Below are 13510 nucleotides of genomic sequence, written 5' to 3' on the forward strand. Positions count from 1 at the left end.
TTCGGCCTACCGTTCTCGGGTGACCTCATCCGGGGCTCGCACGGAGCCCGACGATTTCCGTTGCGCGGTCGACTCGATGCACGCTGCGCGTATACGCCCCGACATCGAGGTCGGCAGCATTCGTCCGCCCCAGCGACTCGCGCCCTTCAGCCACGCCATCGGGGCGGAGGTCCGCACCATCGACCCCGACTCCGCGCCCATCCCCACCGACTCCGACGGCTCCGCCTTCGGCCGGTTGATCCTCCTGTACGACCCCGAGGGACAGGACGCCTGGAACGGGACGATGCGCCTCGTCGCCTTCATCCAGGCCGAGGTCGAGGCCGCACTGGCCACCGACCCCCTGCTGCCCGAGGTGGCGTGGAGTTGGTTGGTGGACGCGCTCGCAGCCGACCCGTTGTCCGACGCCAGCGTGACCGCACTCGGCGGCACGGTGACCTCGACCACGTCGGTCCGCTACGGGGACATCGCAGGACCTCCGAGGGCACACCAGTTGGAGCTGCGCGCGTCGTGGACAGCGCTGAGTGTCGATCTCGCCGCCCACGTCGAGGCGTTCTGCGACGTCCTGTCGCTGGCCGCCGGTCTGCCGCCGAGCGGAGTCACCTCGCTCGGTGTCGGCGACCACGTCACCTGAGACGCGGATGACACACCCCACCACCGACGATCCCGGGACCGATCCCGTCGAGCCGGACGCCCCCGACTCGGACGCCACCGAGCCGGACGTCACCGACGAGCCCGTCGTCACCCCCCTCGACTCCCCTGCCGAGGGCGTCCCGCCGGTCCTGTCGTACCCCAGCGAGTTCGCGGACGCCGCAGCGCGTTTGGCCGACGGCGAGGGTCCGATCGCACTCGACACCGAACGTGCGTCGGGCTTCCGCTACTCCAACCGCGCCTATCTCATCCAGATCCGGCGCCGCGGGTCCGGCTCGTTCCTGATCGACCCCATCGACAACCCCGATGCCCTGGGCCCCCTGATCGAGGTGCTCGACGGTCCACAGTGGGTGCTGCATGCCGCCGATCAGGACCTGCCGTGTCTGCGTGAGCTCGGTTTCGTGTGCGCCGACCTGTTCGACACCGAACTCGCCGGGCGACTGCTCGGGGTGCCCCGGGTCAACCTCGCGGCGATGGTCGCCCACTTCCTCGGCCTCGGCCTGGCCAAGGGGCACGGGGCCGCGGACTGGTCGAAGCGACCCCTGCCCGACGACTGGCTCAACTACGCCGCGCTGGACGTCGAGGTGCTCGTGGAGCTGCGCGACGCCGTCGCGACTGCCCTCGACGAGGCCGGCAAGACCGCCTGGGCGGAACAGGAATTCGACCACGTCCGCACCAAGCCGGAGCCCCCACCCCGCGTCGACCGGTGGCGACGCACGTCGGGACTGCACACCGTGAAGGCGCCTCGGACGCTCGCCGCGGTCCGGGAACTGTGGACGACGCGTGAGGAGCTCGCCGCCCAGCGTGACGTCGCCCCGGGACGTGTCCTGCCGGACTCGGCCATCGTCGCCGCGGCCACGAAGGGCCCCGCATCCGTGGAAGAACTCGTCGCCCTGCCGGTGTTCGGCGGACATCGTCAACGACGGTCGGTACGACGATGGTTCGACGCCCTCGACCGTGCTCGACGGCTGCCCGATTCCGAGCTCCCGCCCCGGTCGGCGCCCACCACGGGACTGCCGGCGGTCAACCGGTGGGCCAACCGCAATCCCGATGCCGCAGCCCGGATCGGTGCGGCTCGGCCGGCGATGGCCGCCCTGTCCGACCGGGTGCTGACACCGGTGGAGAACCTTCTCCAACCCGACCTGTTGCGTCAGATCTGTTGGGACGGTGTCGAACCGACCACAGAAGACGAGGTCACGACACGTCTTGTGGCCGCGGGCGCGCGTCCGTGGCAGGCAGAACTCTGCGCACCGGTGCTCGCGGAGGCGTTGACCGTGGCAGCAGCCGGGCCGGTTGACGCCGACGTCGACGTCGACGTCGACGGTCAGTGACGCAGGAGACCGCCGTCGACAACGTGTTGGCTGCCTGTGATGTAGCCGGCCTCGTCGGACATCAGGAACGCGGCGAGCGCGGCGACCTCGTCGGGTGATGCGGTACGGCCGAGCGGAACCTGCGCGAGGACGCCACTCTCGAAGGCCGAACGGGTTTCTGTCGTCATGAAATGCCGGAAGTCGGTCGCTGTCGCACCGGGGACGATTGCGTTCACGCGGATGTGGCGCGGCGCGAGTTCGGTCGCCCAGCACTGCGCGGCGGCGATCATCGCGGCCTTCGTCGCGGAGTACAGCGACGTGCCGGCCGCTGCTTCATAGGCGAGGTCGACGAGGTGACGAGCACGGCTGCACCGTCATCGAGCATCGGAGCGATTGCGGCCAACTGGAGGAACGGCCCACGCACATTCGTCGCGACGAGACTGTCGAAGTCCTCCACGGCGATCTGGTCGACCGCGGCCACCGTCGCGCGGCCGGCGTTCAGCCACAAACCGTCCACGCCTCCGTCGATCACGCGCGCCAACTCGACACCGCTGTCGCGGGACGCGGAGTCGTTGAGCACCACGGCAGCTTCGGGGATGTCGTCACGCAGGGCAGCGATGCGAGCCGGGTTCGTCCCGGTCAGGGTCAGACGTGCGCCCTCAGACGCCAACCGAAGAGCGCCGGCTCTGCCGATACCGCTGGTGACGCCCGTGATGACGATGTGTTTGTTGGTGAAGCGTCCTGCGACGACCATCGTTCGACAGTACGAGAACTCCACGGTCAGCGCAGCCGGGCGACAGTGGGTCGATCGAGCATGTCCTGTTCGCGCGCTGCGGTATCCGAGAGGAAATCCAGTGACGACGGGTTGCGCCATCTGGACGATCTGCCAGGATCAGCGCGTGGACGCGTCTGTGGTCGGGCCCTCTCTGGTGCCTGAACTCCTGGTGAGTGACACGCAGAACAGCCTCGAATTCTATTGCGGGCTCTGCGGCTTCCAGGTCGACTATGAGCGCCCCGACGAGGGCTTCGCATGCATCTCGCTCGGCTCGGCCTGCCTCATGCTCGAGCAACGCGGAGTCGGTCGGAACTGGGTCACCGGACCGCTCGAGGTGCCACTGGACGGGGCATCAACTTGCAGATCGGTGTGCCACGACTCCACCCCATCCTCGCCGCCCTCGGCGACAAGTCCTATGGGCTGTTCATGTCGCCGGAAACGAAGTGGTACCGAACCGATGACCACACCGAAGTCGGCGTCGAACAGTTTCTCGTCGCCGATCCCGACGGTTACCTCATCAGATTCCAGGCGCCGATCGGACGCAGGACCATCCCCAGCGGGGAATCAGGAGTCAGCGAGCGGTGACGTCGTCGGTGATGGGCACCGACTGCATCGTCGCCACGGTCGAGGTGATCCCGCGCGCGAGATCCTGTGCGGTGAGCCCGATCTCGGAGAGGATCTCCCCGCGGGAGGCGTGCGCGAGGAACTCCTGAGGGATACCGCGCTGCTGCAGGACGACGTCGACGTTCTCCGCCTGCAGACGACGGGCGACTGCCGATCCGACTCCACCCTGGATCCCCGAGTCCTCGACGGTCACGACGAGCCGATGCACGCGGGCAAGGTCGACGATGCTGTCGGGAACGGGCAGCACCCAGCGCGGGTCCACGACGGTCGCACGGACGCCCTGCTTGGCGAGACGTTCGGCGGTGTCGACCGCGAGCGTGCAGAACGCACCGACACCCACGATGAGCACGTCGGCCGGATCGGTCCCGGGTGACCGGTGCAGGACGTCGACACCGTCGTCGAGGCGTTCGACGGCGCGGATGTCCTCGGGCACAGCGCCCTTGGAGTAGCGCAGAGCCGTCGGACCGGTGTCGGTGTCGAGCGCCTCACCGAGCTCCTCGCGCAGACGCACGGCGTCACGGGGGGCCGCGACCCGCATCCCGGGGACGAGGGCCATCAGCGACAGGTCCCACATGCCGTGGTGGCTGGGCCCGTCGGGTCCGGTCACGCCGGCCCGGTCGAGCACGAGGGTCACCGGTTGCTTCAGCAACGCGACGTCCATGAGCAGCTGATCGAAAGCACGGTTGAGGAAGGTCGAGTAGATCGCCACGACGGGATGCTTGCCTCCCAGGGCGAGCCCCGCCGCGGAGGTCAATGCGTGCTGCTCGGCGATGCCCACGTCGAAGATGCGGTCCGGGAACCGTTCGGCGAACGGTGCGAGCCCCGTGGGGCCGGCCATCGCCGCCACCACGGCGACGATGTCGTCACGCCGCGCCGCGGCCTCGACCAGGGACGCCGAGAACACCGAACTCCAGTCCTGCGGCGGCACGCTCGTCGCGCGGCCGGTGCGAGGGTCGATGATCCCGATGCCGTGCATCTGGTCGGCCTCGTCGTTCTCGGCCGGTGCGTACCCCATGCCCTTGCGGGTCACCGCGTGCACGATGACCGGGCCACCGAACGCCTTCGCATGCGACAGCGCGCTCTCCATCGCGGCGCGGTCGTGGCCGTCGACCGGACCGACGTACTTGATGCCGAGGTCGGTGAACATCGCCTGGGGGGCGAGGAAGTCCTTGACCCCGCTCTTCATGCTGTGCAGGACGGCGTAGGCCAGGGAGCCCACGACAGGGACGCCGGTCAGCATCTTGCGGGCCTCGTCGAGCACCTTCTCGTAGCCCGGCTGCAAGCGCAGGGCGGCGAGGTTCTTCGCGAAGCCGCCGATGGTCGGCGCATACGACCGCCCGTTGTCGTTGACGACCACGACGACGGGACGATCACCGGCGGTGATGTTGTTCAGCGCCTCCCAGCACATGCCACCGGTGAGTGCTCCGTCACCGACGATGGCCACCACGTGTCGGTCGAGATCGTCGAGTTCGAACGCCTTGCTCAGACCGTCCGCATAGGACAGAGCGGCCGAGGCGTGCGACGACTCCACCCAGTCGTGTTCGCTCTCGGCCCGCTCCTGGTACCCGGTGAGGCCACCGCGCTGGCGCAGCGTGTCGAAGCCCTCACGACGACCGGTGACGATCTTGTGCACGTAGGACTGATGGCCGGTGTCGAAGATGACCGCGTCGTGCGGGGAGTCGAACACCCGGTGCACCGCGAGGGTCAGTTCGACGACGCCGAGGTTGGGGCCGAGATGACCGCCGACGGCGGACACCTTCGCGATGAGGAACGCCCGGATCTCGGCGGCGAGCTCGTCGAGTTCGTCGGTCGTGAGGGTCCGCAGATCCCGCGGTCGCCCCACTCGTTCCAACACGCCCATGCGCCCGACGCTCCCTTCCGCACCCCGGCCGAACCGGCCACGGCACACCACCATGGTCCGATCAGTCTACGGAAACGAGGGCCGCGACGACCTCGACGTGATGCGTCAGACCGAAAGCGTCGACCGCGACGATCCGGGCCGGGACGTATCCACGGCGGCTGAACAGCCCGAGGTCGCGGGCCGCCGCGGCCGGGTCGCAGCCCACATGGACGATGACGGACGGGCGCGCCGCGGCGATCGCGTCGACGATCTCGGCTCCGAGCCCCGATCGCGGCGGGTCCGCGACGACGACGTCGGGCGAGGGCAGCGCCCGCACCGCCCCGGCGACGGGGCCGCGGTAGGCGGCGACCCGGTGGTCGTCGGCGAACGTGACACGCGCCGCGGCGACGGCCTCGGCGTCGGACTCGACAACGGTCACGTGCTCCAGAGAGGGCAGGACATCGCACAGCGTCCCCGCGAACACCCCGACGCCGCCGTACAGGTCCCACGCAGTCCGCGCGTCGGGGGCGTGGGCCGCGGCCATCTCGGCGACGAGCGCGCTGTACCCGGCGGCGCCGTCGACGTGCGCCTGCCAGAAGCCCGTGACCGGGACCGACCACTGCCGCCCTCCGACCCGACGATGGACGACACCACCACCCTCGACGGGGGTGACCGACGTCCTCGACTGCCTGGCCCGCGATCGCTGCGCACGCGATCGGGTCGAGCGGGAGTGGCGGGGCGTGCGGGTGTCGGGGGCACGCTCGGCGAGGTGGACCACTCCGTCGTCGCCGCGGACCGCGACGACCTCGGCACCGGGAGTCCACGCCCGACCTCCGACGGCGTCGAGGATCTCGGGCACGGGTTGGGCGCACCGCGCGCCGGTCACCACACCGTCCCCGGACCGCACATGGTTGCCCGCGGCACCGTCGGCGGCGGCCGGCATCCGGACGCGGGTGCGATACGCGCTGGTCGGGGTCAGGGTGCGCATCTCGACCGTCGAGGACACCGACTCGTCGAATCCGCCGATGCGCCCCAGCAGATCGGCGATCACCTGGTTCTTGACCGCCCGGGCGCCTGCGTCGTCGGCGTGGGAGAGGTCGCAGCACCCCGCCCCCGCCGTCGCGGCGGCACAGCGGTCCGGGACGCGATGGTCCGACGACTCGAGGATCTCCTCGACCGTGGCGGACAGATACGACGAGCGCCGGTCGTCGGTGATCCGCGCGACCACGCGTTCGTCGGGCAGTGCGCCGCGGACGAACACCACACGACCGTCGTGACGTCCGACCATGACGCCACCGTTGCCGGCCCGCAGCCCGTCGAGTTCGACGGTGTCCCCGATCCCCGGTGCGGTCACGACGGCCGGCGGTCGCGGTCGGTGGACGCCACCGCGGCCGGCGGTATGTCCCCGGTGCCCACCATGCCGCGGCGGGTGTCTCCGGGCGCCATGTAGTCGCGATCCCGGTCCTTGCGGCGATCCGACGAGGACAGCTGCCACGGGACCGAGGTGACCATGACGTTCGGCTCGAACAGGAGCCTGCCCTTCAGCCGGAGCGCGGACTGGTTGTGCAGGATCTGCTCCCACCAGTGACCGACGACGTACTCCGGGATGAACACGGTGATGACGTCACGGGGCGACTCCCGTCGGATGCGCCGGACGTAGTCGATGACCGGACGCGTCACCTCGCGATACGGCGAGGCGATGACCTTCAGGGGAACGGTCAGCTCGCTGGCCTCCCACTCGGCGACGAGCCGGCGGGTGTCGCGGTCGTCGACGTTGACGGTGATCGCCTCGAGCGTGTCCGGCCGGGTGGCGCGGGCGTAGGCGAGGGCACGTTTGGTCGGCAGGTGGATCTTGGAGACGAGCACCACCGAGTGCGTCCGGCTCGGCAGCACGACGTCCTCGTCGCTGATGTCGAGCTCGTGCTGCACCGATGCGTAGTGACGGTGGATCAGCTGCATGAGCACGAAGATCGCGACCATCGCGACGATCGCGATCCACGCCCCCGCGAGGAACTTCGTGATCAGCACGATGATCAGCACCGTCCCGGTCATCAGCAGACCCACCGAGTTCACGACCCGCGAGCGCTGCATCCGGCTACGGGCCTGCGGGTCGGACTCGGACCGCAGGTGACGTGTCCAGTGCCGGACCATGCCGATCTGGGAGAGCGTGAACGAGACGAACACGCCGACGATGTACAGCTGGATCAGCGCGGTGACCTGGGCGCCGAACGCGACCACGAACGCGATCGCGGCGAAGGCGAGGAACAGGATGCCGTTGCTGAACGCGAGCCGGTCGCCGCGGGTGTGCAGCTGACGCGGCAGGTACCGGTCCTGCGCCAGCACCGATCCCAGCACGGGGAAGCCGTTGAACGCGGTGTTCGCGGCGAGCACGAGGATGAGTGCCGTGACGATGGTGACGAAGTAGAAACCGGGCGTGAAGCCGGAGAACACGGCGTGGGCGAGTTGCGCGACCAGGGACTTCTGCTGGTACCCCGCGGGCGCCCCCACGAGATCCGCCGCCGGGTTCTCCACGTACTTCGCGCCGACCTCCCGCGCGAGCACGATGATGCCCATGAGCAGCACGATCGCGATGCTGCCCAGGAGGAGCAACGTGGTCGCGGCGTTACGGGACTTCGGCTTCTGGAACGCCGGGACGCCGTTGCTGATGGCCTCGACACCGGTGAGCGCCGCGCAGCCCGACGAGAAGGCGCGCGCGATGAGGAACACGAACGCGATGCCGACCAGATGGTTGTTCTCGGCCTTCACGCCGAAGTCGGCGGTCTCCGACCGGATGCTGTCGCCGAGGGCGAACACCTGCACGAAACCCCAGACCAGCATCACCACCATGCCGGCGATGAACGCGTAGGTGGGGATGGCGAAGGCCGTGCCCGACTCGCGGATGCCGCGCAGGTTGACGCTGGTGAGCAGGACGATCGCCACCACACAGAACAACACCCGGTGCTGTTCCACGAACGGGATCGCCGAGCCGATGTTCTCCGCGGCCGACGAGATCGACACCGCCACCGTCAGGACGTAGTCGACGAGGAGCGCGCTGCCGACGGTGAGCCCGGCCTTCGGGCCGAGATTGACCGTTGCCACCTCGTAGTCACCACCACCGGAGGGGTAGGCGTGCACGTTCTGCCGGTAGCTCGCCACCACCACCGCCATCACGATCGCGACGGCGAGACCGATCCAGGGCGTGTAGGCGTAGGCCGACATCCCGGCGACGGACAGCACGAGGAAGATCTCCTGCGGCGCGTAGGCGACCGACGACATCGCGTCGGAGGCGAACACGGGCAGCGCGATCCGCTTGGGCAACAGGGTGTGCCCGAGCTTGTCGCTACGGAACGGACGACCCAGCAGCAGGCGCTTGGCCGCGACCGAGACGGTGGACACCGTGGACACGAGGCAACCTTAGACGTGGCCGCACAGCGCGCGATGGCGGGCGGTAGCGTTCGGCTCACAGCAGCGGGAGGTCGACCCCCGCGCATCGACGCGATTCGTCACCCCGGATGGGAGCACACACACGGTGCGGGTAGTGATCATGGGATGCGGCCGCGTGGGGTCGTCTCTCGCGCAGGCACTCGACAACAAGGGCCACACGGTCGCCGTCGTCGACCGCGAGGAGTCCGCCTTCCGACGACTGAGCCCGTCGTTCTCGGGGACGACGGTCCGTGGTGTCGGCTTCGACCGCGACGTCCTCGAGGCGGCCGGCATCGCCGAGGCCGACGCGTTCGCCGCGGTGTCCTCGGGCGACAACTCCAACATCATCGCCGCGCGCGTCGCGCGGGAGACGTTCGGCGTCGAGCGCGTCGTCGCCCGCATCTACGACGCGAAGCGGGCCGCCGTGTACGAGCGGCTCGGGATCCCCACCGTCGCCACGGTGCCGTGGACCACGCAGCGGTTCGTCGCCGCGCTGGGCGTGGGTGACGCCGCCACCGCCTGGCGGGACCCGTCGGGGTCGGTGCTGGTCACCCAGATCACGGTGCACGAGAGCTGGATCGGACAGACGGCGAAGGTGTTCCAGGAGGAGACCGGCGCGCGGATCGCGTTCATCAGCCGCGTCGGCACCTCCCTGCTGCCCGAGCCGCGGACCGTGCTCCAACAGGACGACACCGTCTACGTCGCGGTGCTGCGCGACCATCGCGACGAGGCGTTCGCCATCGCGGGCGCCCCCCGGGAGGAATCGGAATGAAGGTCGCCATCGCCGGTGCCGGAGCGGTCGGCCGATCCATCGCGCGCGAGTTGATCGCCGGTGAGCACGAGGTGGTCCTGCTCGAGCGCCGTCGCGAGAACATCGACGAGGACGCGGTGGTCGGCGCGACGTGGGTCCACGCCGACGCATGCGAGCTCGACAACCTCGAGCAGGCGCATCTGCAGACCTTCGACGTGGTGGTCGCGGCCACCGGTGACGACAAGGCGAACCTCGTCGTCGCCCTTCTGGCGAAGACCGAGTTCGCGGTCGGGCGTGTCGTCGCCCGGGTGAACGACCCGCGCAACGAATGGCTGTTCGGTGAGGACTGGGGCGTGGACGTCGCCGTCTCCACCCCGCGCATCCTCGCGTCGCTCGTGGAGGAGGCCGTCTCGGTCGGAGACCTGGTCCGGCTGATGACGTTCCGTCAGGGACAGGCGAACCTGGTGGAGATCACGCTGCCGCAGGACACCTCGTTCGCCGGCAAGCCGGTCCGCAAACTGGAACTCCCCCGCGACGCCGCGCTGGTCGCGATCCTGCGCGGTGGGCGGGTGATCGTCCCCCAGGCCGACGATCCCGTGGAGGGCGGCGACGAGCTGGTGTTCATCGCCCCCGCCGACGTGGAGGACGAGCTGCAGTCGATCCTGCGGTCCTGACCGGCCCGCTCGCGCGGTCGCGTCAGCGACGCGGGGGCGGCCCGTCGGTCTCGACGGCGCCACGGGCGTCGTCGTCGGAGGACACACCCGGGTCGGCGGCATCGTCGGGGTCGTCGGTGGTGCGCTCGGCCCAGCGAACGAGCAGCACGGTCGCCAGTGCCGCCACCGCGGTGAGGGGCCACCCCATCCCGATCCGCGCCGCGGCGAGCCACCCGGTCTGGTCGGAGTCGTAGAGGAACGACTGCACGAGGTAGCGGACCCCGAAGAGCACCGCCCACACGGCGGTCGCGAGGTCGTAGGCGAGCAGGGTGCGCCGATCCTTGCGCCAGTCGGTCCCGTTGGCGTTCACGACGTTCCAGATCACGCCGACGAGCGGCCAGCGCACCAGGATCGACAGGACGAAGGCGCCGGCGTAGACGAGGGTGCTCCAGATGCCGAACAGGAAGAAGCCCTTGGCATCGCCCGTGCGATAGGCGATGAAGGCGCAGATGGCGACGCCGAAGAACCCGGACACCGCGGGCTGTACCGGCTCCCGACGCGCGATGCGCAGGACGGCGATCGCCACCGACACACCGATCGCGGCGACGATCGCGGGCATGAGCGACGAGAGTGCGTTGACCGCGACGAACACCACGATCGGCACGGTCGAGTAGATCAGGCCCCAGGGGCCGCCCATCTGCTCGAGGAGGGTGGGTACCGGTGGGTCGACCTCGTCGACGGCGCGCGTGTCGGCACCACCGTCCGGCTGCGAGCCGTCAGTCGTCACCGAGCAGCTCGTAGTAGGGGTTGTAGACGACCTTCACGCCGTCCTTCACACCGAGGCGTCCGCGCACGGTCAGCTTCCGGCCGGGTTCGATGCCCGGGATGCGGTTGCGGCCGATCCACTTGAGGACCACGACGTCGGTGCCGTCGAAGAACTCGGCGACGACGCCGGTCTTCGCGGCCTTGGAACAGGTCTGCACCGAGCGGAGTTCCCCGAGCATGCTGACCTCCTCGCCCTGACCACAGTCACACGCGCGCTGCGCGCCTGTCGCCTGGGACTGTTCGGAGATCTGCTCGGCGTCGAGTTCCTCGAGATCGGCGGTGAGACGCTTGCCCAGCCGCTTCAGATAGCCGGCCGCGGTCATGAGAGCACCTCGGACGACAGGACGGGAACGATCATTGCGGGCCTCCGGCCACGGATCATCATCACCCTTCTCGGGTCTCGGCGAGAGGGCTCGTCGGGACGCGTCGGCGACGACGATCTGCCGTCACCGGAACCCCAGGGTAGACCCCGTGACACGGGCGCACCACCTGCGGGGGAGCATCGTCGGGTGAGCCCCCGAACGCCTCCCGACCGCACCCTCGACCTCACCGTATCGACGCTGGTGGCGATGCCCGGGGCGGGGTCCGACGGGCACTACGCGCGACGCGCCTTCGGCCCTCTCGCCGACGCCCTGGGGGTCCCGCTGGTGGCCGTGGACCCGGGCCCGGCGGGCATCGTCGCCACCTGTCTCGAGGCACTGGACGCCGCGGCCCGGTCAGGGCCGGTGATCGCCGCCGGCGTCTCCATCGGTGGGTGCGTCGCGGTGCACTGGGGTGCCCGCGCCGGAACGGATTGTGCTGCGGTGGTCGCCGCCGCCCCGCCCTGGGCGGCAGGAGGGTCGGCCGCGTCCCCGGCGCCCGCCGCCGCGGCGGCACTCACCACGGTGGCGCTCCTGGAGGACGAGGGCCTCGACGCCGCGCTCGCAGCGCTGCGGGCAGGCGCACCGCCGTGGTTGGCGGACGAGTTGACCCGGTCGTGGACTGCGCTGGGACCTCATCTGACCGCCCACCTGCGGGAGGCCGCGACCACGGTCATCCCGTCGTCCGAGGACCTCGCGCGACTCGCGGCCCCGACAGCCCTGATCGCGATCGCCGACGATCCCGTACATCCCGCCGCGGTCGCACAGGAGTGGGCGCGTCAGGTGCACACCGGCTCGATGGGGACCATCTCCTTCGAGGAGTGGGCCGCCGATCCGGGGACGATCAGCCGTACCGCGCTGGACGTGCTCGTCGGGCTCACGACCGCGTCGGGGCGAGCGGAGAACAGGCGCGGTCAGCGACCCTGACGACGCCGCAGGCGTTGCATGGCCGAACCCGACGACCGGCGCTTGCCCGAGGGCTCCTCGGCGGGTTCGTCGGTCTCGGGGGCCGGGTCGATCGTGTCGGTCGGATCGTCGACGACCGGCGCACCGTCCTCGCCGACCACCTGGGCGCGCGCCGACTGGCCCACCGCGCCCTCGGGCGCCGCGGACTCGACGGGCGCGGGGGCGTCCGTCGTACCGGGATCGACCATGCCGTTCTGTGTGAACGCACCGTCCTGCGCCATCTGCTCCTGCGCCGCGGCGACCTGCTCGGCCAGCACGGCCGGCAACACCACGGGCAACGCCTCGCGTGGAGGGAACGGATCGCCGCCACGTCGGACGACGGTCTCGCTGAGCACCGCACGCGCGACGTGGGCGAGGTCGTCGGCGGTCTCCGGCGGCGCGCTGGCGACACACCGGACCATCCACCGCGGGCCGTCGGCGCCGATGAAGCGATGGACCGCGCCCGGGACGGTCCCGAGCACCTCGCGACCCCAGTGCCCCGACTCGGTGGTCGCGGTCGCGCCGTCGGCGCGCAGCGACTCGACCAGCTCGGTGACGACCTCGGCCCACAGCCCCGGCGACCGGGGTGCGGCGAACGCGGCGACGCTGATCCGTCCGTGCGGCGTCACGAGGTACACGGCCTGCGGCTGGTGATCCGCGGTCATCTCGACCGTGACCTGTCCCCCCTCGACGACCGGCACCAACACCGACCCGAGATCGAGGTGGGAGTTGTCGAGGTCGAGTCCGCCGCCGAGTTCCTCGATGTCGTACGGACCCGCGCCGTCACCGATGGTCGGTCCGTCCGAGCGTGATGTCTTGTCGCTCACTGGTCACCTCTCCGCTCGTGCTGGCTGTCGAGCAGACCGTGGCCACCGCTCGACCCGTACCCGCCCGCACCCCGGCTCGTCTCGTCCAGGGAGTCGACCTCGTCGAACTCCGGTAACTCCACCCGCTGCACCAGCAGTTGCGCGATCCGGTCGCCGCGGTCGATCGCGATCGGGTCACGCGGGTCGAGGTTGATCAGACACACCTTGATCTCGCCGCGGTACCCCGCGTCGACGGTGCCGGGTGTGTTCACGATCGACAGGCCCGCACGCGCCGCCAGCCCCGACCGGGGATGGATGAGCCCCACGGTGCCGACCGGGAGGGCGATGGCGATGCCGGTGGGCACCACCTGCCGCTCCCCGGGGGCGATCGTCGTGGCGATAGCGCTGTACAGATCCACCCCCGCGTCACCCTCGTGGGCGCGTCGCGGCGGAGGAAGTCCCCGATCGAGCCGGCGGAACGCAACCGTGCTGACCTGCGCGTCGACTGCCACGCTGGAAGACTACGCTGGCGCCGTCGGCCGATCCGGGAC

At 70.3% G+C, this 13510-nt stretch carries 15 protein-coding genes; 6 read left to right on the top strand and 9 right to left on the bottom strand.

Translation table 11 applies throughout. The annotated features are described in order from the left end of the window. The first annotated feature begins 19 nt into the window (after positions 1 to 19). Together LX14_RS15685 and LX14_RS15690 are read left to right on the top strand one after the other, a co-directional pair. Entirely contained in the window at positions 20 to 631 is a 612-nt protein-coding gene (locus LX14_RS15685; protein WP_253648273.1) for a DUF3000 domain-containing protein, read from the top strand. 7 nt (positions 632 to 638) lie between these two features. Then, positions 639 to 1979: an HRDC domain-containing protein gene (locus LX14_RS15690; protein ID WP_253648274.1), complete on the top strand. Its 1341-nt coding sequence runs from the start codon at positions 639 to 641 to the stop codon at positions 1977 to 1979. Here LX14_RS15690 and LX14_RS15695 read toward each other — a convergent pair. Both LX14_RS15695 and LX14_RS15700 read right to left on the bottom strand, forming a co-directional pair. Next, complete coding sequence (locus LX14_RS15695; protein WP_253648275.1) at positions 1973 to 2248, bottom strand: SDR family oxidoreductase; 276 nt, start codon at positions 2246 to 2248, stop codon at positions 1973 to 1975. The genes LX14_RS15690 and LX14_RS15695 overlap by 7 nt on opposite strands. Then, positions 2245 to 2712: an SDR family NAD(P)-dependent oxidoreductase gene (locus LX14_RS15700; RefSeq protein ID WP_253648276.1), complete on the bottom strand. Its 468-nt coding sequence runs from the start codon at positions 2710 to 2712 to the stop codon at positions 2245 to 2247. The genes LX14_RS15695 and LX14_RS15700 overlap by 4 nt, the downstream gene beginning before the upstream one ends. 378 nt (positions 2713 to 3090) lie before the next feature. Between LX14_RS15700 and LX14_RS15705 the strand changes: the two genes are divergently transcribed. Then, a complete protein-coding gene (locus tag LX14_RS15705; RefSeq protein WP_253648277.1) occupies positions 3091 to 3318 on the top strand; it encodes a VOC family protein in 228 nt (75 codons plus the stop codon). Here LX14_RS15705 and dxs read toward each other — a convergent pair. From dxs to LX14_RS15720, 3 genes are all read right to left on the bottom strand, one after another. Next, on the bottom strand, positions 3305 to 5218 hold the full coding sequence (dxs, locus tag LX14_RS15710) for a 1-deoxy-D-xylulose-5-phosphate synthase (RefSeq protein ID WP_253648278.1): 1914 nt from the start codon (positions 5216 to 5218) through the stop codon (positions 3305 to 3307). The genes LX14_RS15705 and dxs overlap by 14 nt on opposite strands. Positions 5219 to 5279: 61 nt before the next feature. Then, entirely contained in the window at positions 5280 to 6551 is a 1272-nt protein-coding gene (locus LX14_RS15715) for a class I SAM-dependent RNA methyltransferase (RefSeq protein ID WP_253648279.1), read from the bottom strand. Next, positions 6548 to 8602: an APC family permease gene (locus LX14_RS15720; protein WP_253648280.1), complete on the bottom strand. Its 2055-nt coding sequence runs from the start codon at positions 8600 to 8602 to the stop codon at positions 6548 to 6550. The genes LX14_RS15715 and LX14_RS15720 overlap by 4 nt, the downstream gene beginning before the upstream one ends. 124 nt (positions 8603 to 8726) lie before the next feature. Between LX14_RS15720 and LX14_RS15725 the strand changes: the two genes are divergently transcribed. Then, on the top strand, positions 8727 to 9392 hold the full coding sequence (locus tag LX14_RS15725) for a potassium channel family protein (protein WP_253648281.1): 666 nt from the start codon (positions 8727 to 8729) through the stop codon (positions 9390 to 9392). Next, positions 9389 to 10045, top strand: a complete 657-nt coding sequence (locus LX14_RS15730; RefSeq protein ID WP_253648282.1) for a potassium channel family protein — start codon at positions 9389 to 9391, stop codon at positions 10043 to 10045. The genes LX14_RS15725 and LX14_RS15730 overlap by 4 nt, the downstream gene beginning before the upstream one ends. A 22-nt stretch (positions 10046 to 10067) precedes the next feature. Here LX14_RS15730 and LX14_RS15735 read toward each other — a convergent pair whose 3' ends face one another. Both LX14_RS15735 and LX14_RS15740 read right to left on the bottom strand, forming a co-directional pair. Further along, positions 10068 to 10721: a DUF3159 domain-containing protein gene (locus LX14_RS15735; RefSeq protein WP_253648568.1), complete on the bottom strand. Its 654-nt coding sequence runs from the start codon at positions 10719 to 10721 to the stop codon at positions 10068 to 10070. 79 nt (positions 10722 to 10800) lie between these two features. After that, positions 10801 to 11172: an OB-fold nucleic acid binding domain-containing protein gene (locus tag LX14_RS15740; protein ID WP_253648283.1), complete on the bottom strand. Its 372-nt coding sequence runs from the start codon at positions 11170 to 11172 to the stop codon at positions 10801 to 10803. 186 nt (positions 11173 to 11358) lie between these two features. On the opposite strand from LX14_RS15740, the gene LX14_RS15745 reads away from it, so the two are divergent. Then, positions 11359 to 12135, top strand: a complete 777-nt coding sequence (locus LX14_RS15745; protein WP_253648284.1) for an alpha/beta hydrolase — start codon at positions 11359 to 11361, stop codon at positions 12133 to 12135. Here the strand turns inward: LX14_RS15745 and LX14_RS15750 are convergent. Beyond that, positions 12123 to 12980, bottom strand: coding sequence for a DUF3710 domain-containing protein (locus LX14_RS15750; protein WP_372505404.1), 858 nt, complete (start codon positions 12978 to 12980; stop codon positions 12123 to 12125). The two genes, LX14_RS15745 and LX14_RS15750, sit on opposite strands and share 13 nt — an antisense overlap. Further along, positions 12977 to 13471: a dUTP diphosphatase gene (gene dut, locus LX14_RS15755; protein ID WP_253648285.1), complete on the bottom strand. Its 495-nt coding sequence runs from the start codon at positions 13469 to 13471 to the stop codon at positions 12977 to 12979. Before dut ends, LX14_RS15750 begins: the two co-directional genes overlap by 4 nt. Between the last annotated feature and the right edge of the window lie 39 nt (positions 13472 to 13510).

It is taken from the genome of Williamsia deligens, from assembly GCF_024171765.1.
In the GTDB taxonomy this organism is placed as follows: domain Bacteria; phylum Actinomycetota; class Actinomycetes; order Mycobacteriales; family Mycobacteriaceae; genus Williamsia_A; species Williamsia_A deligens.

Excerpts from the sequence above, each read along its gene's own strand:
- LX14_RS15695 (WP_253648275.1), bottom strand. The coding sequence starts at position 2,248 with ATGATCGCCGCCGCGCAGTGCTGGGCGACCGAACTCGCGCCGCGCCAC.
- LX14_RS15740 (WP_253648283.1), bottom strand. The coding sequence starts at position 11,172 with ATGACCGCGGCCGGCTATCTGAAGCGGCTGGGCAAGCGTCTCACCGCC.
- LX14_RS15735 (WP_253648568.1), bottom strand. The coding sequence starts at position 10,721 with ATGGGCGGCCCCTGGGGCCTGATCTACTCGACCGTGCCGATCGTGGTG.
- LX14_RS15700 (WP_253648276.1), bottom strand. The coding sequence starts at position 2,712 with ATGGTCGTCGCAGGACGCTTCACCAACAAACACATCGTCATCACGGGC.
- dxs (WP_253648278.1), bottom strand. The coding sequence starts at position 5,218 with ATGGGCGTGTTGGAACGAGTGGGGCGACCGCGGGATCTGCGGACCCTC.
- LX14_RS15690 (WP_253648274.1), top strand. The coding sequence starts at position 639 with ATGACACACCCCACCACCGACGATCCCGGGACCGATCCCGTCGAGCCG.
- LX14_RS15730 (WP_253648282.1), top strand. The coding sequence starts at position 9,389 with ATGAAGGTCGCCATCGCCGGTGCCGGAGCGGTCGGCCGATCCATCGCG.